Here is a 20,144-nt window from a genome sequence, read left to right on the forward strand (position 1 = left end):
CCGTGGCGAATGCATTGACGGAAAAGGCCGATAAGCACGGCTACGAGCACTATGAGCGGATGGCGTTCTTTACCGATACGTCGATCTGCATTGGCTGCAAGGCCTGCGAGGTGGCGTGCAAGGAGTGGAACCGCAACCCCGTCGAGGGCTATGCGGTTACCGGAAACTCCTACGACAACACCGGCTCCCTCGGCGCGAATACGTGGCGGCACGTGGCATTTATTGAGCAGAACAACGAGCGCATCGAGCGCGCCCGCGAGGAAGGCCGCCAGCTTATCTCGCTCGGCATGCCCACGGTAGCGCCCTCGACGACGCCGCCGGATACCGACGATTTTCGGTGGCTCATGTCTTCCGACGTGTGCAAGCACTGCACCAATGCCGGCTGCTTGGACGTGTGCCCGACGGGTGCGCTGTTTCGTACCGAGTACGGCACCGTCGTGGTACAGGACGATGTGTGCAACGGCTGCGGCACGTGCGTCGCTGGGTGTCCCTTCGGTGTGATCGAGCGCCGCGACGACGGTGGCGTGACCCTCAAGGAAGACAAGACCGCGCTGGAGGACGTCCCGGATCATGCCGGCATCAACGTGCTGGCCAAGCTGAAGCAGCTCAAGCCGCAGGGCCCGGACCACGTGCCAGGGGAGACGATGCCGATTAAGAATTTGGGCGTCGCCCAGAAGTGCACCATGTGCTATGACCGCCTGAAGATCGGTGAGCAGCCCGCCTGCGCCAAGACCTGTCCCACGGACTCTATCCAGTTTGGGCCCTATGAGGAGATGCTCGCCGCGGCGCAGGAGCGGGTCCGCGTACTGCATGAGCAGGGGCTGACGGAGGCGCGCCTCTACGGCGCGAACCACAACGACGGCGTGGGCGGCACCGGCTCCATCTTCCTGCTGCTGGATTCGCCCGAGGTCTACGGCTTGCCGCCGGATCCGCGCGTGCCCACAGCGGATCTTCCGCAGATGTACAAGACCGCTGCCAAGGCAATTGGTGGCATGGCGTTGGCTGTGGCCGGAGCGTTTGTGTTGGGAGGACGCAAGTGAGCGAATTTGATGAGTACCGCCCGCCGCAGGAGCCGCGGCGCTACGGAAAGAAGAAGCGCGGTAAGCGGAAACGTCGAGGCGCCGGTGCTGTCGACGGTTCCAAAGAGGAGCGCATGGCAGAGGACTTTGAGTTCTCTTCCTATTACGGAAAGCCCGTGGTCAAAGCCCCGCCGTGGGAGTGGCCCATTGGCGCCTACCTGTTCCTCGGTGGTCTGTCGGGCGGCTCGGCGCTGCTGGCTGCGGGCGCGCAGGCAACGGGGAACCGTGCGCTGCGGCGATCGACGCGGCTGACGGCGTTCACGGCGGCGTCGGCAGGCTCGGTGTTCTTGGTATTGGACCTGGGACGCCCCGAGCGCCTGCTCAACATGTTCCGCGTGTTCAAGGTGACCTCGCCGATGTCCATCGGCTCGTGGATCTTGGGCGCGTTTGCCAGCTCGGCGGCGCTTCCAGCGCTGGTAGAGGCAGACGATCTCGTAGGCGGGGTGCTCCCGGGGCGCCGGCTTGTCGACGCCGCCGCGGGCCCGGCCGGAGTGCTGGCTGGCCTCCTCGGCGGCCCGCTGGCCGGCTATACCGCAGTCCTTTTGGCCAATACCTCGAATCCCACGTGGAATGACGCGCGCCGGCACCTGCCGTATGTGTTCGTGTCGTCGGCTGCGGCGGCGTCGGCAGGCGCGGCCATGGTTCTCACCCCAGTGGAGAACGCCGGTCCGGCCCGTGCGCTGGGGATGGGGGCTGCGGTCAGTGACCTCGCCGCCACCCGCATCATGGAAGACCACATGGAGCCCGAGCCCAAGCGCCCGCTGCACCAGGGCGTGCCGGGCACGCTCATGCGGGCCTCTGAGTGGCTCATCGCCGCGGGCGGGGTAGGAACTGCGGTGGCTGCGGTGACCAAGTCCCGTGCCGTGTCGGTGGCGTCGGGATTGGCGCTTATGGCGGGCTCGGCCTGCACGCGATTCGGCGTGCTCAATGCTGGGCGCGAGGCGGTCAAGGACCCGTCGACGACGATTGGGCCGCAGAAGCGACGCGCTCAGGCGCGCGCGGACCTGAGTACGTCGGTAGTAACCGGCGGGTAGGGGAGAATGCGCGGAAGCCCGTGGGCATTTTTAGAAGGGAAAGTGCGCGTTATTCGCAGGTAATTGACCGGTTAAAAACTAGTTGATACTCTCCTACGGTATTCTCTTCTAAGATTTGAAAAAGGAAAATATGTCTCTACGTTTCGCCCGGCGCTCCTCCGTCGGCGTCGCTGCATTCTTGACGGCCGTGAGCTCAGCAGCAGTTGCCGCTCCCACCGCTTCCGCCGCCCCGTATGGCGGGACCGAGGCCGTCTTCTTTGGAGACTCTTTCTTTGCTAACCCCTCCTACTTCCAGGTGGGGGACTGGCGTGGAGACCTTGCCCGCCAGGGCATGAGCAGCGAGCACTACATCGAATCGGAACCCGGCGCGCCGTCCCCGCAGGGCTGCCCGCAGGGAAAGAAGACGGTGGCCAACCAGTACGGTGCTATCACGGGCCGCTCCGTAGCGAACTACGCCTGCTCCTCGGCAAAGGCTATCGGTGATTCCAACCGAAAGAACTTCCAGCAGCAGATCGATGGCGCCGTGGCCAACCACGATCTCACTGGCGATACCAAGCACGTCTTCGTGCAGTTTGGCGCCAACAACCTGCAGGAAGTCTTACTGGCGGAGTTCAACGGCGACACCTACAAGCAGTCCCTGGTCAACAACGCTCGCCGCATCCGCCAGGTTGCACCGAACGCCACCATTACGTTCGTGGGCTACCCGGCCATTTCCGCCTCCAATGGCGCCGTGTGCCCGGTGCGCACCCGGCAGAGCAGCCAGGTCGGCCTCAATGTCGACGTGCTCGGCGCCGTCCGCGCGGGTGAGGACCGTATTAATTCCTCGATGTGGGATGCGGCCAACGCCGCCGGCGCGCGTTACGTGGATCTGCGCAGCGCTAGCATTGACCACAACATGTGCGCGCCCGACGATATCCGCTGGGTGGCGGGCGTGAGCGAGTACGCCGTACCGCACAACCTGTACAACCACCTCACGCACGCCGGCGTCGACGGCGTGGCGAACATCCTGAAGTCCCGCTCCTAAGCTTCTAGAGCTTCTAGGGGCGGATGGTGATGCCGGCGCCCGGAACGGTGCGGCCGATCACCGGGTAGCCAGGGACCTCGCCGATGACGAGGAGGCCACCGGAGGTCTGCGCGTCGGCGAGGAAGATGAGCTCCTCCTCACTCAGGGTCGTGCCGAGGTGGGGGCGGACCCAGTCCAGGTTGCGGCGCGAGCCGCCGGGGATGAACCCTTCCGCCAGCGCTTCCTTGGCACCGTCGATGGCGGGGACGGCGGAGAAATCCAGTTCGGCAGCGATGCCGGAGGCACGGCACATCTTGTAGAGGTGCCCCAAAAGACCAAAGCCGGTGACGTCGGTAGCCGCGCGCACGCCGGCCGCCACGGCTGCCGCAGCGGCGTCGCGGTTGAGAGTGGTCATCGACTCCACAGCCGCCTGGGAGACCTCGCCGGTGGCCTTGTGCTTGTTGTTGAGGATGCCCACGCCAATCGGCTTGGTGAGCGTGATGGGCAGCCCAGCCTCGGCGGCGTCGTTGCGCAGAATCTTGTCGGGGTGGACGATACCCGTGGCGGCCAAACCATACATCGGCTCCGGGGCGGTAATGGAGTGCCCGCCGGTAATGGAGATGCCGGCTTCGGTGGCGATGTCCATGCCGCCGCGCAGGACTTCGCGCAGAATGTCGAGGCCAAGCACCTCGCGGGGCCAGCCAACCAGGTTGATGGCGGTGATGGGGGTGCCGCCCATCGCGTAGACGTCGGAAAGCGCATTGGCCGCCGCCACCCGGCCCCAGTCATAAGGGTCGTTGAGCATCGGCGTGAAGAAGTCCGCGGTGGAGATGACGGCGAGGCCGTTTGGGATGCGCACGGCGGAGGCATCGTCGCCGTCATCGAGCCCCACCAGGACGTTGGGGTCTGCGGTGCCGACGAGGCCTTCCACAGCTGATTCGAGCTCGCCTGCGGGAATCTTGCAGGCGCAGCCGCCGCCGGCGGCAAAGGACGTGAGTTTGATGTCAGACATAGGTGCTATTTTACGCCCGTGTAATGTGTCCTTTCGGAGGCGTACGTGTCCTGGTGGGCGCCCCGGTCTTCAAAACCGGTGAGGCCGAGCATCTCGGTCTGGCAGGTTCGATTCCTGTCCGTCTCCGCCATCCGCGCTGCTAGGAGGACCCATGACGCCAGACCCCCGACGTTTCATTCCCAAGATGGATGAGATCCTCCAGTACCCGGCGGTACGTCACGCGCACGAACGCCTAGCGCCGCACAGGGTTCGCTCGGTAATTGACGCCGTGCTTGCCGACGCCCGCTCGGGCACCCTCGCACCATCCCGCATTGAGGAGGAGCTGACCGCGCGGCTAGACGATGTGCGCCCGTATTCCTTGCACCCCGTCATCAACGCCACGGGTGTTATCGTGCACACGAACTTGGGCCGCGCCGCGTTGCCGCCGGCAGCAGTCGACGCGCTGGTGGCCGCGGCCTCCTACACGGACGTGGAGATGGATCTGGGCAGCGGCCTGCGCTCCCGCGACCGGGGGCGCGCAGCAGTAGAGGCGGTGCTGGCCGCGTGCCCGGGCGCGGAGGACGCCCTCGTGGTCAACAACGGCGCCTCCGCGCTACTGCTGGCCACCGCGGCCCTGGCGCCGGGCAAGGAGGTCATCATCTCCCGCGGGGAGCTCATTGAGATCGGCGCGGGCTTCCGCCTGCCGGAGCTCATCGAATCTACGCCCACGCGCCTGCACGAGGTCGGCGCCACCAACCGCACCCACCCGGCGGATTATGAGCACGCGCTGGGGGAGAACACCGGTGCCATCCTCAAGGTCCACCCCTCAAGCTTTCTCATCAGCGGCTTCACCTCCTCCGTCACGGTGGCGCAGCTGCGTCAACTTACGGACCTGCCGCTCATCGTGGACATTGGCTCGGGCCTGCTCTCGCCAGACTCGGCGTTGCCGGACGAGCCCTCCGCCAGCGAGGCCCTGCGCGACGGCGCCGACGTGGTGCTCTTCTCCGGCGACAAGCTCCTGGGCGGCCCGCAAGCCGGGGTGCTCGTGGGCACGAAGGAAGCAATCGCTGCGTGCAAGAAGCATCCGCTGGCGCGCGCGGTGCGCATAGATAAGCTGCGTCTCAACGCCTTGGAAGCGGCACTTTCTACCTCTGACAACGCGGTGCACCGGGCGCTGCACCTTAACCCCGCGCGGCACAGGGAGCGCACGGAAGCCATTGCGGCGGCCGTGGGTGCCCAGGTCGTTGAACACGACGGCCGCGTCGGCGGCGGCGGCGCCCCGGAGGTGCCGCTTCCCGGGTGGGCTGTTTCGCTGCCGGAGGAACTGGCGCGCCCGCTGCGGCTGGGGGAGACTCCTGTTATCGCGCGCGTGAGCCACGAGCGCTGCCTGGTGGACGTGCGCTGCGTGCCAGAATCCCAGGACGGCGAGCTCATCAATGCTATCCGGGCGGTGATGTAGGTGTTCGTCGTCGCTACGGCGGGCCACGTCGACCACGGCAAGTCGAGCCTGGTCAAGGTGCTGACCGGGATGGAACCGGACCGCTGGGAAGAGGAGCAACGGCGCGGACTCACCATCGACCTAGGATTCGTGTGGACCACGCTGGAATCGGGCGCGGACGTGGCCTTCGTGGACGTGCCGGGCCACGAGAAGTTCTTGGGCAACATGCTCGCCGGGGTAGGGCCGGCGCCGGTCGTGCTCTTCGTCGTCGCGGCCGACGAAGGCTGGCAGGCCCAGTCCGCCGACCACCGCGACGCCCTGCGCGCCCTGGGTATCCGCCACGGCATCGTGGCGCTTACCCGGGCCGATAGGGCGGACCAGCACCGGCGAGCTGAGGTGACTGCGCAGGTGCGTGCGGAGCTAGCGGGCACCGCGCTTGCCGACGCCCCACTGGTCACCGTCTCCGCGAAGAGCGGGGAGGGCGTCGATAAGCTGCGTGCCTCGCTGGATGCGGTGCTCGCCGGCCTGCCAGCGCCGGATAGCACCGCCCGCGTGCGTCTCTGGGTAGACCGCGCGTTTAGCGTCAAGGGTGCAGGCACCGTGGTGACGGGAACCTTGGCTGCGGGAACTATCGCGGTGGGCGATGAGCTCACGATCGGGGAGCGAAAGGCCGTGGTCCGCGGCCTGCAGAGTGAGAATACGTCCGCGGACTCGGTGGGGCCGGTCTCCCGCGTTGCGGTGAACCTGCGCGGCGTCGACGCTGACGAGATCCATCGCGGCGATGCGCTGTGCAGCCCCGGTCAGTGGGAGGTGCTGGACACGGTGGACGTGCGACGAACCTTCGGTACTGAACTGGCGCAGCTCCCGCAGAACCTCGTGGTCCACACCGGGACCGCGGGAGTGGGCGCGCGACTGCGCCCGCTGGGAGGCGACTTCGCTCGGCTAACCCTGGAGGAGGCGCTGCCGCTTACTCTCCTCGATAGATTCGTGGTGCGCAGTCCCGGCGGGCGACACGTCGTGGCCGGGGTAGAGGTGGTGGACGTGCACCCGGTAGAGCTCACCCGGCGCGGTGACGCGAAGCGGAGGGCCGAACAGTTGGCAGAGGTGTCGCCACTGGAGCCTTCCGACTGGCTCGCCCGCTGCGGTTACGACCGCTTAGAAAACCTCATGCGCGACGGCTTCTGTGTGCAGCAGCGGCCGGCCGGCATCATTGAGTTCCGCGAGTGGTGGATTACGGCCGGCCAGGTAGCCACGTGGAAGATGGCGCTGCTGCGCGCGGTGGCCGAGCACGCGGCGGCGCACCCGCTTGCTCCAGGTTTGCCGCGCGCTGCCGCCATGGATGCGCTTGGTCTCAGTGAATCCGCCTTGTTGGGCCTGGCGGTGGCCGCGTCTAAGGTCGAAGCTGTCGACGGGGTGCTGCGGCTGCCCGGCCATGCCGCGGACCTGGGCCCGGCGGAGAAGGGTGTTGCCGAGGTGGAAAAGCGCCTGCGCAGCCAGCCCTTCGCCGCCCCGGAAGCGCACGAGTTGAAGGAGCTGGGGCTCGGGCCCAAGGAATTGGCCGCCGCCGAGCGCGCCGGGCGCCTGCTGCGCCTGGCCGGTGGGGTAGTGCTCCTGCCCACGGCTCCGCGCGTGGCCCAGGACGTCGTCTCCGCGTTAGAGCAGCCCTTTACCCTCTCGGCCGCGCGCCAGGCACTCGGCACCACGCGCCGGGTTGCCGTCCCGCTGCTGGAGCACTTGGACGCTCTCGGGGTGACCCGCCTGTCGGACGGAATGCGGACGGTGCGCTAGGCCTGGCGCCGCCCGGCGAGGAAGTAGTAGTACGTGGGGTCTTCGCCCTTCCAGATGCCTTGTCCTCCCTCTGCCTCGGCCTTGCCTAGGGCTTCGGCGGCGGCATCGTTGTCGCCTAGTTCAAAATGGCACTGGCCTATTCGCAGCCACATAAAGGCCGTGTTACTTCCCCCGATGTCGTTGGCTGCGCGGGCGTGAGTGATGGCCTCGCCGAAGCGGCCGAGCACGAAGAAGGTAGTGGCCAGGGCCGCATGGAACGTGGCGCTGTCCCTGCTGACCGAAGGCGCCTTGAGGAGGTCGAGCGCATGCTCCCAGATGGCGATTGCCCCGGCGAAGTTACCCTTGAGCAATTCATCGTTACCCATATCAAACAGCTCGTCGGGGTTGACAATGCCATATAGATCCGGGGTGATGTGGGGAAGCAGGAGATCAAGGTATTTCGTAGCGGACCCGCGAAACGCCCGCCTGCTGCTCTTAAGGTAGCTTTCTGCAAAGGCAGCTACGGCGGCGCGTTCATCGCCTTCCTCGTACGCAAGCACCCCGTCAACGAACAGCAGCATCCCTTCGAAACCGGGATTGCTGATGTCGCAATGTGGCTCCATATAGAGCGCCCGGCTGCGATCCCGCCACAACCGCGCATACTCGGAATCTCCCCGGACCGCAGCGATAAACGAAAAGAGCACGGGCACCGAGGCGACGGTTGTCCACCGGCCCTTGGGAGCGGGCAGGCCCTCCCAGAATTCGCGGCTGAGAACGTGCGCGGCTATTGTATCGCCTCGGTTCCAGGCGGAGATGGCATCGTCGCCGAGCTTTTGCAGCGTGACGTGGAAGTAGGGATTGAGCGGCAGGTTCACGGAGGGGCCTTTCGCGGAGAGAGAAGGTAGAGCGCTGCTTCTAGGCTACCTGCGCCGCGGGCTGCGGTATAGGGGAGTCGGTGGAGGGCAAAGGAACCAAACTACAGGAACCATGTGCAGGCTTTCGGGAGAGAAAGCCCAGGTCAGTGCGTAAGGTTTGGTGCATAAGGTGCTAGTGAGAAGGTTCCTTTGGGGGCCTGGAGCTCGTGGGGTGCGCGAAGGTGCGTGCACCGGTGGGAAGGGGCGCGGCGAGGGGGTCGCCCGGGGCGGTGAACTCCCAGTCGGCGGAGAGATTGAGCGTAGGCGGGATGACGGGCTGGCTGTCTGCCAAGGGCAGGGGAGGAACCGCCGGTGCGAAGGGGGCCGCGGGATCGAGAGGCAGATCGACAGCGATGCGGCCTGCGGCAGAATAGGCGCGGGCCACTACAGACACGCCTGACTGGGACGCGGCAGTAAAGGCGGCGGAGAGAGCAGTGACAGGAGCCGAGGCAGGGGCGTCTGGGGCGAGGGAGAAGCACGGGCCGAGGACGAGCTCGCCCTGGGTGGCGAGGACTGTGCCTTCCAAGCGCACGAGGGTGGCGAAGAACTGCTGGGTGCCCATCCCGCGCAGCTGGTGGGCGGTGAGCTGGCCCGCGGAGACATCGACCAGCGCGCCGTGCCCGCCGGCGAGCAAGGCAGAGCCCTCCGGCTGATTGGAAGCGGGAACCATCCACGGATCGAGGCCGAGGGCCACGGCGACGTCAACCGTGCCGTCGACGATCTCGACCGTGGCGTGTGTCGCCGGGTGAAAACCGGCCGCGCGAAGCCGGGCGAGCGACGGGTACTCGGCGGACTCGCTCTCGTCCAAGGCCCCGAGAAAGCCGAAGGGCGAGTGCACGCGCCAACCGTGGGTGGCCGGGTTGGGGAGCAGGGAGACGTCGACAAGCGCGGGCTCCGTAGCCAACCCCGGGATGCTCAGCGCCGTACCGAGGCTGACGTGGTCCAATACCGCCACGTGCTCGACGCCGAAGTAGGAGGGGGCAAGTGGGTACAGCGCCATGGTCGGGGGAGTCACCTCGTGCGGGTCGTGGGAAGAGACGTACTACATCAATCTTACGCAGGAGAGCGGAAACTTCGTTACGTTCGAAGGAGTACCTTTCAACCGACCAGAAGAAGTGACCTGCTATTACTGGGGAATCGCGAAGTTCGGTGAACAATACTGACAAGAGTAGAAAGCGCACGCGCGAAGCCAAGCGAATACTCAAGGACATAATCTATCCTCACAACATTCACCCGGCGCTGGTGCCGGGCGTGTCCATTGAGGACCAGAAGGTCAAGTACGGAGTGGACAAACCCATCCTTATCGTGGTCGGCAGCCTCATCGTGGCCTTTGTGGCGTGGGGAATTTTCGCTCCCGAGCAGGTGTTTAACGCCTCCTCCGCGGCGCTGGATTGGGTCATGCGCAACCTGGGGTGGATCTTTACCACGCGGGCGACCTTCCTCATGTTCGTGCTCCTGATCCTTGTGTTTTCAAAGTACGGCAAGATCCCGCTCGGCGTGGACGGCGAGAAGCCCGAATTCTCCACCGTGAGCTGGGCAGCCATGCTTTTCGGCGCCGGCATTGGCATCGGCATCATCTTCTTCGGCCCCTTTGAGCCGCTGAGCTACTACCTTTCGCCCCGCCCGGGCGCCTACGAGGCCGCCAGCGATGAGGCAGTGATGGGAGCGATGGCGCAGGCGGCGATGCACTGGGGAATCAACGCGTGGGCTATCTACGCCATCGTGGGCCTGTGTGTGGCGTATGTGTCCTACCGGCGCGGCCGCGTGGCGCTGATGAGCTCCATCCTCATGCCGCTGTTTGGCAACCGCGATACGGATTCCGTGCCGGCGCGCATTATCGACGGCCTGGCGATCATCGCCACCCTCTTCGGCACGGCGGCCACGCTGGGCATCGGCGCCCTGCAGATCGGGCGCGGCGTGGAGATTGTCAGCGGCTGGTCCACCACGGGCAACACGGCGGCGATGATCATCATGGTGCTCTCCATCGGAACCATCTTCTCCGCGGTCTCTGGCGTGTCCAAGGGCATTCGGTGGCTGTCCAACATCAACCTGGTCCTCGCGGTCGGGCTGGCCGTCTTCTTCTTTGTGGTGGGCCCACGGCCTTCCTCATGAACATGCTGCCCTCCGTCATCATCGAATACCTCGATGAGATGCCGAGCATGCTCTCCGCCAACATGGGCCAAGGCGAGGACATGCTGGCCTTCCTATCCTCCTGGACCACCTTCTACTGGGCCTGGTGGGTGTCCTGGGCGCCGTTCGTCGGGGTGTTCGTGGCCAAGATTTCGCGCGGGCGCACCATCCGCCAATAAATCCTGGGCGTGCTGCTTATTCCTTCGGCCATCATCGTGTGCGCCTTCACCATCCTGGGAGGCACCACCATCTGGCTGCAGCGCCGCGATGGCGACATCGCCCCTGACGGCACCATCAACTCCATGCCGCCAGCGGAGGACATCTTCTTCACCGTCCTAGGTCATCTGCCGGGCGCGCAGATCATGGCGCCGCTGGTACTGATCATGCTGGTAGTCTTCTTCATCACCACGGCGGACTCCGCCTCGCTGGTTAACTCCCAGCTCACCCAGCGCGGAAACCCGAACCCCAAGCCGGCGGTGACCATTTTCTGGGTCCTGTGCATGGCGGGCATCGCCGTGGTCATTCTCTTGGCCGGTGGCCGCAACGCGCTGCAGGGACTGCAGAACCTCATTACGGTCACGGCCTTGCCGTTCGCTGTCATCATTGTGCTCATGTGTATCTCGCTCATCCGGGAATTGCGCCATGATCCCGCCGCGATCCGGTCCTTCTACGAGGAACAGGCCGTCTCTAATGCCGTCATCCACGGCGTGCGCGAGCACGGCGATAACTTCGCTTTGGCTATTCAGCCCACGGACGACGATTCTGAATACGCCACCGGTGCCGAGTTCGACTCCACCGCGGCCGAGATTACTGAGTGGTATGCGCGCACTGACGAGGACGGAAAGGCAGTTGGCTATGACTATGAGACGGGGGAGTACACAGATGATGACCCAACTGTGAAGGATGGTGAGTCTCTGGCGACGTCTTCGGACGAGGACGCAGAAAAGCTATAGTTTCCCAGTATGGAACTAGCCACCTTCGCGTTTGCATTTAGCCTCGTGCTTTTCTCCGGCTTGTCGACGTCCATCGGAGGCGCCCTTGCCGTAGGAAAGCGCGAACCTGGGCCCGGGTTTATGGCGGCTGCCTTGGGGCTGTCCGCGGGAGTGATGCTCTACGTCTCCTTCATGGAGATTCTCCCGGAAGGAATTGGCAAGCTTGGCGAAGCCTTCGAGACGGACAAGACCGCAACGTGGGCGGGTATAGCCGCCTTTTTCGCCGGTATTGGGGTCATCGCGATCATTGACCGCGCGGTGCCGGAGGAAATTAACCCGCACGAACCGGCCACGACGGAAGAAGAAGCACGCCGCAAGAGGCTCATGAAGACGGGTGTTTTTACCGCTTTCGCACTGGCTCTGCACAATTTCCCGGAGGGTTTTGCTACATTTCTCTCCGGCCTCGACGGCCCCGAAATCGCTATCCCAATTGCTGTGGCGATTGCTATCCACAATATTCCGGAAGGCATTGCGGTGGCGGTGCCCCTGCGCGCGGCGACGGGCTCACGCACGAAAGCATTCTGGTGGGCTACCGTTTCCGGTTTGGCCGAGCCGGTCGGCGCGCTCATTGGCTTCGCTATCCTGATGCCCTTTATTGGGCCGGCGACCATGGGCTTTAGCTTCGCCGCCATCGCCGGCATCATGGTCTTCATCTCCCTCGATGAGCTTTTGCCTACCGCGGAGGAGACCGGAAAGCATCACTACGCTATCTACGGCCTTATCGCCGGTATGGCGATTATGGCGGTGTCGCTGATGCTCTTTATGTAAAAGTGGGGTCTACTTCACGCGCTCTGCGGTGGCCTTGACCGCCATGATGACGGTGGCCACGACGGTGCCCAGGATGAGGCCGAAGACCATGGACATGCCGGTATCCGCCAGCCAGGTCAGCGCGCCGTTGCTGATGTTGTCGGTCACGCTGTGGATGAAGCCGTAGGGCTGCTCCGCACCGAAGTCGTGGAGGCCCTTGATAACGATGTGTCCACCCACCCACAGCATGGCGGCGGTGCCGATGACACCGATGATGTCGAGCACCACCGGCATGCCCTTGACCAGGGCGGTGCCGAGGACGGACTCGCCGTTGTTGCGCTTGAGCAGTCCCATACCGATGTCATCCATCTTCACCAAGACAGCGACAGCACCGTAGACGCCGAGGGTCAGGATGATGCCCACGATAATGAGGGAGGCCAGGCGCATCCAGAAAGGCTGGTCAATGACCTCGTTGAGGGAGATGACCATGATCTCGGCGGAGAGAATCAGGTCCGTGGTAATGGCCGAGCGCACCAGCGAATCTTCGGCATCCCCGCCCGACTCGCGGACGGGCTTCTTCTCCTCCTCGCCGCGGTGAAAGAGGAAGTGCAGGATCTTCTCGGCACCCTCGAAACAGAGGTAGGTACCGCCGCACATGAGGATCGGAGTCAGTGCCCAGGGCGCAATCCAGGAGAGGATGAGCGCGATGGGCAGAATGATGATGAGCTTGTTGATCAGGGAGCCCTTGGTGATGCGCCAAATTATCGGCAGCTCACGCTGGGGTTTGACACCATCGACAAACTGCGGGGTGACTGCGGCGTCGTCCACGACGACGCCCACGGACTTCATCGAAGTCTTGCCCGCGAGGGCAGCCACGTCGTCCACGCTGGAAGCGGCGGAGCGGGCAATCAGGGCAACGTCGTCAAGCAGGGCAAAGAGGCCTCCTGCCACGGTGAGATCACATCCTTTTAAGAGTTATTCAGCAGGAACTAACTCTACCTTCTCAGCCCATGTGAGGTCGATGCCGAGGGCGCGCAGCCAGCTCATGGCGTCATCGCCGTAGCGCGTGATGCCCTCCACGGCGGTCAGCGTGCGCTCCATCGCGCGTTCTGCCTCCTCGGCGCTGATAAGCCCAGTGGAGGTAGCGGCGGCCAGCTCGTCGATATCGAGCACGTCCACCGGCTCGCCGGAGGTGGTAACGAGGTCCACGTAGAGATCCCGGGTGGTCCACACGTGCCCGTCCACGTGAATATCGGCCACGTCGATGTAGAAGTCCTGGTGCACGTCCACGTCCTCGCGGAAGTGGAAGATGTTGGCGCGCAGGCCGAGCTCCGGCAGTAGCCAGGATTCGAGGTAGCCAAAACGCGGGTGGTTCGCCCCGCGGGCCATGTAGAGGCCGAAGTCGGTGACGCGGTAGGTGTCTACCTCACGAAGGAAGCCCTTGGGGTCGACGTTGATGTTGTCGGCGGTGTTAAAGGTCTCTTGCTTGACTGGGTGCAGATCGACGCTCACTAGTTCACCTCGAGGAAGGCTGCGGTTGGGGGGAAGGAGCACGCGGATTCTGCGGTGTTGACGGCACCGCTCAGTACGGCGACGACGGTGCCCTTGCCGGTGGCGGCGCGGCCGGAGACCGTGGTGGGGCCGTCGGTGTTGATGCCGTTGTTGACCAGGGGAGTGGTGCCAAACTGGAAGGTATCCAGGTTGAACCACTGCACGTTCATGGAACCCTGCTCTTCCGCAGCAGTGGGGGTGCCCAAGGCGGTGAAGAGGAAGACGGTTTCACCTTCCCCGGCGCCCGGCGCCGGCATATCCGTGGGGCCGGGCACTGCGATGGCGGAGCCCACCGAGTTGCCCTGCCCGCCGATGCACTGCGCGGAGACCGTGGGCCAGTAGAACTGGCGGAAGGCCGGGTTATTGCCCTCCGGCAACGGCGCGCCACCCTCGCCGCCGCCGCTGGCGAAGTTGAGGGCGGTCAGGATGGCGGAGCGCGCGTCCTGCGGAACCCACGGCTGGGCGGCGAAGTCCCGGACGCGCTGCTGCGTTTCCGGGGTAGGCCGGCCCAGGCCGTCGAGCGGATTGCTGCTGGCCTCGCCGTTCAGCGCGGCCAGCGAGGAGAGATCCGGCGCGTCCGCGTGAGCAGGGGAGATGCTCATGAACGCCATCAGTGCGGTAGCGGCGATCGCAGCTGCGCCGCGCGGGGCGGAGCTGGAAGAGCGCTGGGCGGTGGTGAACATGGGCATGAAGAATCCTTGTGTGGGGGCGAAAAGTGAATCACAGAAAGCAACAACCGTCACTTTAATATCTGGTGTCACAATATTCACTTTTTCGGAGTAGTCAACCCGCTATGGGTGCTACTGCCCGGTATGTCGGCCGCCGATACCGTTTCGTTACACACGGTCGAGACGCCCGCAACCCTCGATGCTGCGTGCGAGGGCACCAGCGGGTATATTTAAGGGCCGTTCACACGCACATCGCATTCTGCTTTAAGGAGCACCCCACACGTGAGTAACACTGAGTTCCGTAACGTAGCCATCGTCGCACACGTTGACCACGGTAAAACCACCCTCGTCAACGGAATGCTGGAGCAGTCCGGCGCTTTCGGCGACCATGGCGAGCACACGGACCGCGTCATGGACTCCAATGACCAGGAGCGCGAGCGCGGCATTACCATTCTGGCGAAGAACACCGCCATCCACCGCAAGGGCCTGGGTAAGGACGGCCAGGACCTCATCATCAACGTGATCGACACCCCGGGCCACGCCGACTTCGGCGGTGAGGTCGAGCGCGGTATCTCCATGGTGGACGGCGTCGTGCTTCTGGTTGATGCCTCCGAGGGACCGCTCCCGCAGACCCGCTTCGTGCTCACCAAGGCGCTGGAGGCCAAACTGCCGGTCATCATTTGCGTGAACAAGACCGACCGCCCGGACGCGCGAATCGACGAGGTTGTTGCTGAGTCCCAGGACCTGCTGCTGGAGATCGCCGCCGGCCTGGAGGACGAAGAGGCCGCTGCCGCCGCCGAGGAGCTGCTGGACCTGCCGGTCCTCTATGCCTCCGGCCGCGAGGGCAAGGCATCCACCGAGAACCCGGGCGACGGCAACGTTCCGGCCTCCGAGGATCTGCAGGCGCTTTTCGACGTCATCTATGACGTCCTCCCCGAGCCCTCCGCGTCGGTGGACGGCCCGCTGCAGGCACACGTGACCAACCTGGACTCCGATGACTTCCTGGGCCGTATCGCCCTGCTGCGCATCTACTCCGGCACCATCAAGAAGGGCCAGCAGGTGGCCTGGATGCACTACGATGACGAAGGCGAGATGCACACCAAGACCGTCAAGGTGGCGGAGCTTTTGCGCACCGTCGGCTTCGAGCGCCAGCCGGACACCGAGGCCATCGCCGGTGACATCGTGGCGATCTCCGGTATCTCCGACATCATGATTGGTGACACCATCGCCGACGTGGAGGATCCGAAGCCGTTGCCGCGCATCAAGGTGGACGAGCCGGCCATCTCCATGACCATCGGCGTCAACACCTCCCCGATGGCAGGCCAGGGCGGCGGCGACAAGCTCACCGCCCGCATGGTCAAGGCCCGTCTGGACCAGGAGCTCATCGGTAACGTGTCCATCAAGGTGCTGCCGACCGAGCGCCCGGATGCTTGGGAGGTCCAGGGCCGCGGCGAGATGGCTCTCTCCGTGCTTATTGAGAACATGCGCCGCGAGGGCTTCGAGATGACCGTTGGCAAGCCGCAGGTGGTCACCCAGGTCATCGACGGCAAGACCATGGAGCCCTACGAGATGCTCACCATCGACTCCCCGTCGGAGTTCCAGGGTGCCATCACCCAGCTGCTGGCCTCCCGCAAGGGCCAGATGCAGTCCATGGACGTGCGCGAGGGCGACTGGGTCCGCATGGTCTTCCGCGTCCCCGCCCGCGGCCTCATCGGCTTCCGCACCCAGTTCCTCACCGAAACCCGTGGCTCCGGCATCGCCAACTCCATCTCCGACGGCCTCGACGTGTGGGCCGGCGAGAATCAAATCCCGTGCCACTGGTTCCCTCGTGGCGGACCGCTCCGGCCAGATCACCGCATACGCGCTGATGCAGCTGGCTGACCGCGGCGACTTCTTCGTGGAGCCGGGCATGGAGGCTTACGAGGGCATGGTCGTCGGCGCCAACAACCGTGATGAGGATATGGACATCAACATCACCAAGGAGAAGAAGCTGACCAACATGCGCTCCGCCACCGCGGACGCCACCGTCACGCTGGCCAAGGCCAAGACCCTCTCCCTGGATGAGGCCCTTGAGTTCTGTGGCAACGACGAGTGCGTCGAGGTCGGCCCGAAGGTCCTGCGCGTGCGCAAGGTCGAGCTGTCTGCCACCGACCGCAAGCGCGCGGCCGCCCGCGCCAAGCAGCTGAACAAGTAAGGCCGAACTGCAGCCCCTAACTGCAGCTTAAGAAAGCGCCGCCAGCACGGTGGCGACTGAGGCGAGGGAGGTGCGTTGGACGTCGCTAAGCTCAGGCTCTGCCTGCAGCGCGTCCATCCGCTCCCTCGCCTCGTGGCGATTTAGCCCCTCTAGCTCCTCCTGTAGGAGGGTGTAGGCCCCGCCGGCCTCGCGCAAAATGGACACCAGGATGACCGCCTGCAAAGACGCGGGGGCGGTGCCGTTGATGGCAGCAACCAACGTGCGCTTGAGCTCCTCCCGTGCGTTCGGGTCCGTGACCTGCAGGCGCTCGCTGCGCCACCAGCGCTCCTCCTCCACATCGACCGTGCCCTGCGCCGAGAGCGCCTGGGCTATCTCCGTGCGCGGGCTAAACCACTCCGCCTGGAGGAGCATGTCTGCATCGAGGTGTTTGTGATTGCGCATTTCCTCCACCGCCCGGGCCAGCACGGGATGCCGGGGTGTGGCCGTGGGCAGCACCTTGTGGTTGCCGTCGATGTGCGCGGCTTCCTCCAAGAGGAGATCCGCCAACAGCGCGGCGCGTAACAGGACATCGTGGTGGGCAATCGTGGTGTCATCGGTCAGGAGTAGGAACATCTCTTCACAGGCCAGCATGTGGGTAACCTTCCTCCGCGTGTGGTGGTGCTCAGCGTGCGCGCCCACCACGATAGTGAAAAATGGGTTCAGACAGCAGCGGGTATTAAGCTAGAGCGGACTAAGTTTTCCAAGCGTAAAGGTGTGTGGGCGTGGACCATTTCCTCCCTCGGCTGGCAGCGGTGCTCGCCGCCGGCGTGCTCGCGGGCTGCCAGGCCAACCCCGGACCACCCCCGGTGGTGGAAGCGGAGTCTCCTGATATGACCTCGGCGTCTCCGACGACGACCACCCCGGACGAGGCGGAGCAGGAGGAGGCGCTGCCGGAGCGCAGCACGGTGGCTATTGGCGTCGATCCGCTGCGCGGCGGGCTCAACCCGCACATCATGGCCAACAACTCCGAGCTGGTTAGCCAGATTGCGGAGCTGGTCTTGCCCTCTGCCTTCCACGGCGACGAGATGGACGCGGACGTGCTGGAATCTGCCGAGGAGATTGACGCGCCCGGCAGCGTGGCCATGCGGGTGCGCTATACCATTGCCGCTCCGGCGCAGTGGTCGGACGGCACTCCCATTAGTGGCTCCGATTTCACCTACCTCTGGGAGCAGATGAACCAGACCGCCGGAGTCAACAATGCCGCCGGTTACCGCGCTATTTCGGCGGTGCGCACCTCCGGCAACGGGCGGGTGGTGACGGTGGACTTTAACCACCGGGTCAAGGACTGGCACGCACTCTTTGCCCACCTGCTGCCCTCCCACCTGCTCGAAGACAAGGACTTTGTCTCCGCCTTGGCCGATGGAATCCCCGCCTCTGCCGGCCGCTTCCTGGTCGCCGGGATGGATCGCAGCCGGGGTGTTATCACCCTCAACCGCAACGACCGCTTCTGGGGTGAGGAGCCAGCGCTTGTCGACGTCATCCAGCTCCGCGGCATCCGCGATACCGCCCAGGCCGTCAACATGCTGCGCTCCGAGCAGATCGGGTTCGCCGATATCACCCCGGAGCAGACCACCCTGGAAAACCTGGGGCTGCTCAGCAACGTCAACACCGGGGTAGTCACCCGCCCGCGCGAGCTGCGCCTGCATGTCTCGGCGCGTCCAGGCGCCCTGCCGGAGGAGTCGCAGCGCCGCGCGCTGGTCTCGCTGCTCGATACCGACCAGATCGCGCGCTTGGCCACCGGCCGCGCCTCCGAGCTTAAGGCGGGGGAGAACCCGTTTGGGGAGGAAGAAGACTTGAGCCCGCTGCGCGAGCGGGCCGGGCGCAAGCCCCTGCGCATCGCCGTCGACCCGCTCAACCCGACGGCCCTGGCTGCGGCCAACACCATCGTGGACGTGCTCCGCTCGAAGGCCATCGATGCCGAACTGGTCAGCGAGCGCCTGAGCACCATCACTTCCGAGTGGCTGCCGGAAGACAGGGCGGATGCCGTGGTGTCCTGGGATGAGACGAGCGGTGGTGCCACTAGCCTGGCGGACTACTTTATCTGCGAAACGCCGACCCGCCCGGCCGCTGACCTGTCCGGCTATTGCCCGGAAAATTCGCAAGCCGTGGCGGCGGAAATCCTGTCCGGCGAGGTGGATGAGCGCGGTGCCGCAGAACGCGTGCGCCAGCTCAACGAGGACAATGTTCTCTACGTGCCCCTGCTGGAGGAGGTGCGAATCCACGCCTTGGGCAAGGGTATTGTGGGGCCCGGACAAAGCATTGATGACTGGGAATCTGGCCTGGTGAGCGCAGGCCAGTGGAGGAAAGATGACTAAGCACGATTTGGCCGGCTACCGCGTGGTGGCCGTGCACGCGCACCCGGACGACGAGGTGCTTTTTACCGGTGGCACCCTGGCGGACATGACCGCCCGCGGCGCCGAGGTCACCGTGGTGACCGCCACCTTGGGGGAGGAGGGCGAGATCATCGGCGAGCCCTACCAGGGCTTGGCGGACACCGACCAACTCGGCGGCTTCCGTGCCTGGGAGCTCAAGCGCGCCCTCGACGCGCTGGGCGTGCGCGGCATACAGCTCGGCGGCTTTGGACACTTCCGCGATTCCGGCATGGAAGGCTCACCGGCGCACGATAACCCGCGTGCGCTGGTCAACCGCGTCGACGAAGCCGCGCAGCTCCTGGAGCAGCAGTTTGCCGCCCTCCAGCCCCACGCAGTGCTCACCTACGGACCGGATGGCGGCTACGGCCACCCCGACCACATCGCGGTGCACCGCGCGGTCCACGCGGCTGCGCCTCATGACCTCCACATCTGGTGGGCCGTATTCGAGCGCGCTGCCCACTACTCGGGACTGGAGTCCATCGCCGCGCCGGAGGGCTGGAGCCTGCCGGATCAGGCCTACCTGGACAACTTCACCAACCAAGGCGCCGATGTGACCTACTCCCTTACCAGCCACGCCCTCGAGGCCAAGCGCGCCGCCATGCGCGCCCACGCCACCCAGATCTGGCCGGCGGATGGAACGCTGAGCGCGGTCAACCCCCATGCGGCGCAGGCGGGCCTGCGCGCGCCTCTAGAGGTGCCCGGCGCCTACGCCCTGTCCAACTTGCTCACCATGCCGCTGCTGCGCCAGGAGTTCTACCAGCTGGGGCAGGGCACCCCGCAGGAAACTCTGTTGGGGCAGCTGTGAGCGAGCGCGCTATCCGCACCGACTTTTCCCGCGCGGAGCAGGTAGGCGGACTGACCTGGCTGGTTCTTGGTGCGCTGTGCTCGCTCACCCTCGAGGTGGTCTACCTGACCGCTCGCCTGCCGTGGCCGGGCGGGACCAGCGTGGCCTTTCCCATCACGATCCTCATTGCTTTCTGGTTCAACGGGGTGCTCACGCGCACAGCACGGCTGTGGAGTGAGAATCCCTACATTGCGAGCATCCCGGGGTGTGCGTGGATAGCCGGCTTTTGTGCGTTCCTGCTGGGAGGCGCCATCGGGGACGATACGCTTCTGGCCAATAATATTCTCAGCCTGCTGCTGCTTGGGGCTGGAATCGCGGGAAGCGTTTGGCCATTTTTTAAGCGGTAGTAGCATACTGTTAGCTGTAGAAAACCCGTGACAT

General features: G+C 65.1%; 16 protein-coding genes, 1 tRNA gene and 2 pseudogenes. 12 read left to right on the top strand and 7 right to left on the bottom strand.

Annotated features, from left to right (window positions below; all coding sequences use genetic code 11):
- Positions 1–2 precede the first annotated feature (2 nt).
- The 3 genes from ACKFR8_RS01110 to ACKFR8_RS01120 all read left to right on the top strand — a co-directional run bounded on the left by ACKFR8_RS01110 (position 3) and on the right by ACKFR8_RS01120 (position 3,137).
- Positions 3–1,040, top strand: coding sequence for a 4Fe-4S dicluster domain-containing protein (locus ACKFR8_RS01110; RefSeq protein ID WP_408930359.1), 1,038 nt, complete (start codon positions 3–5; stop codon positions 1,038–1,040).
- A complete protein-coding gene (gene nrfD, locus ACKFR8_RS01115; protein WP_408930360.1) occupies positions 1,037–2,113 on the top strand; it encodes an NrfD/PsrC family molybdoenzyme membrane anchor subunit in 1,077 nt (358 codons plus the stop codon). The genes ACKFR8_RS01110 and nrfD overlap by 4 nt, the downstream gene beginning before the upstream one ends.
- A 130-nt stretch (positions 2,114–2,243) precedes the next feature.
- Entirely contained in the window at positions 2,244–3,137 is an 894-nt protein-coding gene (locus ACKFR8_RS01120) for a GDSL-type esterase/lipase family protein (protein WP_296134541.1), read from the top strand.
- Positions 3,138–3,150: 13 nt separating this feature from the next.
- Here the strand turns inward: ACKFR8_RS01120 and selD are convergent, their stop codons facing one another.
- Positions 3,151–4,128, bottom strand: coding sequence for a selenide, water dikinase SelD (gene selD, locus ACKFR8_RS01125; RefSeq protein WP_296134537.1), 978 nt, complete (start codon positions 4,126–4,128; stop codon positions 3,151–3,153).
- A gap of 35 nt (positions 4,129–4,163) precedes the next feature.
- Here selD and ACKFR8_RS01130 point away from each other — a divergent pair.
- From ACKFR8_RS01130 to selB, 3 genes are all read left to right on the top strand, one after another.
- Positions 4,164–4,258: transfer RNA gene (locus tag ACKFR8_RS01130), tRNA-Sec, on the top strand.
- A gap of 21 nt (positions 4,259–4,279) precedes the next feature.
- Positions 4,280–5,566, top strand: coding sequence for an L-seryl-tRNA(Sec) selenium transferase (gene selA / locus ACKFR8_RS01135; protein ID WP_296133754.1), 1,287 nt, complete (start codon positions 4,280–4,282; stop codon positions 5,564–5,566).
- Positions 5,567–7,333: a selenocysteine-specific translation elongation factor gene (gene selB, locus ACKFR8_RS01140; protein WP_296133755.1), complete on the top strand. Its 1,767-nt coding sequence runs from the start codon at positions 5,567–5,569 to the stop codon at positions 7,331–7,333. It abuts the gene before it with no gap.
- Here selB and ACKFR8_RS01145 read toward each other — a convergent pair.
- Both ACKFR8_RS01145 and ACKFR8_RS01150 read right to left on the bottom strand, forming a co-directional pair.
- Positions 7,330–8,187, bottom strand: a complete 858-nt coding sequence (locus ACKFR8_RS01145; RefSeq protein ID WP_296133757.1) for a tetratricopeptide repeat protein — start codon at positions 8,185–8,187, stop codon at positions 7,330–7,332. The two genes, selB and ACKFR8_RS01145, sit on opposite strands and share 4 nt — an antisense overlap.
- Positions 8,188–8,359: 172 nt before the next feature.
- The gene (locus ACKFR8_RS01150; protein WP_408930361.1) at positions 8,360–9,226 is read right to left on the bottom strand and encodes a hypothetical protein; all 867 of its coding nucleotides are present in this window, start codon (positions 9,224–9,226) and stop codon (positions 8,360–8,362) included.
- Positions 9,227–9,423: 197 nt separating this feature from the next.
- On the opposite strand from ACKFR8_RS01150, the pseudogene ACKFR8_RS01155 reads away from it, so the two are divergent.
- Positions 9,424–11,309, top strand: a pseudogene (locus tag ACKFR8_RS01155) (BCCT family transporter).
- 9 nt (positions 11,310–11,318) lie between these two features.
- On the top strand, positions 11,319–12,116 hold the full coding sequence (gene zupT / locus ACKFR8_RS01160) for a zinc transporter ZupT (protein WP_296133761.1): 798 nt from the start codon (positions 11,319–11,321) through the stop codon (positions 12,114–12,116).
- A gap of 9 nt (positions 12,117–12,125) precedes the next feature.
- On the opposite strand, the gene ACKFR8_RS01165 is transcribed toward zupT, so the two are convergent.
- From ACKFR8_RS01165 to ACKFR8_RS01175, 3 genes are read right to left on the bottom strand one after another with little or no spacing between them, the layout of a single operon-like run.
- Entirely contained in the window at positions 12,126–13,046 is a 921-nt protein-coding gene (locus ACKFR8_RS01165; RefSeq protein WP_296133762.1) for a DUF808 domain-containing protein, read from the bottom strand.
- A gap of 24 nt (positions 13,047–13,070) precedes the next feature.
- Positions 13,071–13,607, bottom strand: coding sequence for a DUF402 domain-containing protein (locus tag ACKFR8_RS01170; RefSeq protein ID WP_296133764.1), 537 nt, complete (start codon positions 13,605–13,607; stop codon positions 13,071–13,073).
- Entirely contained in the window at positions 13,607–14,335 is a 729-nt protein-coding gene (locus tag ACKFR8_RS01175; protein WP_408930362.1) for an Rv1157c family protein, read from the bottom strand. Before ACKFR8_RS01175 ends, ACKFR8_RS01170 begins: the two co-directional genes overlap by 1 nt.
- Positions 14,336–14,596: 261 nt before the next feature.
- On the opposite strand from ACKFR8_RS01175, the pseudogene typA reads away from it, so the two are divergent.
- Positions 14,597–16,508, top strand: a pseudogene (gene typA / locus ACKFR8_RS01180) (translational GTPase TypA).
- Between the two features lie 27 nt (positions 16,509–16,535).
- Here typA and ACKFR8_RS01185 read toward each other — a convergent pair.
- Positions 16,536–17,138 carry a GPP34 family phosphoprotein gene (locus ACKFR8_RS01185; protein ID WP_408930363.1) on the bottom strand — a complete coding sequence of 201 codons (603 nt, stop codon included), beginning with the start codon at positions 17,136–17,138 and terminating at the stop codon, positions 16,536–16,538.
- A 131-nt stretch (positions 17,139–17,269) separates the two neighbouring features.
- On the opposite strand from ACKFR8_RS01185, the gene ACKFR8_RS01190 reads away from it, so the two are divergent.
- The 3 genes from ACKFR8_RS01190 to ACKFR8_RS01200 are packed head-to-tail and all read left to right on the top strand — an operon-like array spanning position 17,270 to position 20,110.
- Complete coding sequence (locus ACKFR8_RS01190) at positions 17,270–18,862, top strand: ABC transporter family substrate-binding protein (protein WP_296133769.1); 1,593 nt, start codon at positions 17,270–17,272, stop codon at positions 18,860–18,862.
- Positions 18,855–19,724 (top strand): PIG-L family deacetylase, encoded by an 870-nt coding sequence (locus ACKFR8_RS01195; protein WP_296133772.1) that lies wholly within the window; start codon positions 18,855–18,857, stop codon positions 19,722–19,724. Before ACKFR8_RS01190 ends, ACKFR8_RS01195 begins: the two co-directional genes overlap by 8 nt.
- A complete protein-coding gene (locus ACKFR8_RS01200) occupies positions 19,721–20,110 on the top strand; it encodes a hypothetical protein (RefSeq protein ID WP_408930364.1) in 390 nt (129 codons plus the stop codon). The genes ACKFR8_RS01195 and ACKFR8_RS01200 overlap by 4 nt, the downstream gene beginning before the upstream one ends.
- Positions 20,111–20,144: the final 34 nt, after the last annotated feature.

This window comes from Corynebacterium axilliensis, from assembly GCF_046097495.1.
In the GTDB taxonomy this organism is placed as follows: Bacteria; Actinomycetota; Actinomycetes; order Mycobacteriales; family Mycobacteriaceae; genus Corynebacterium.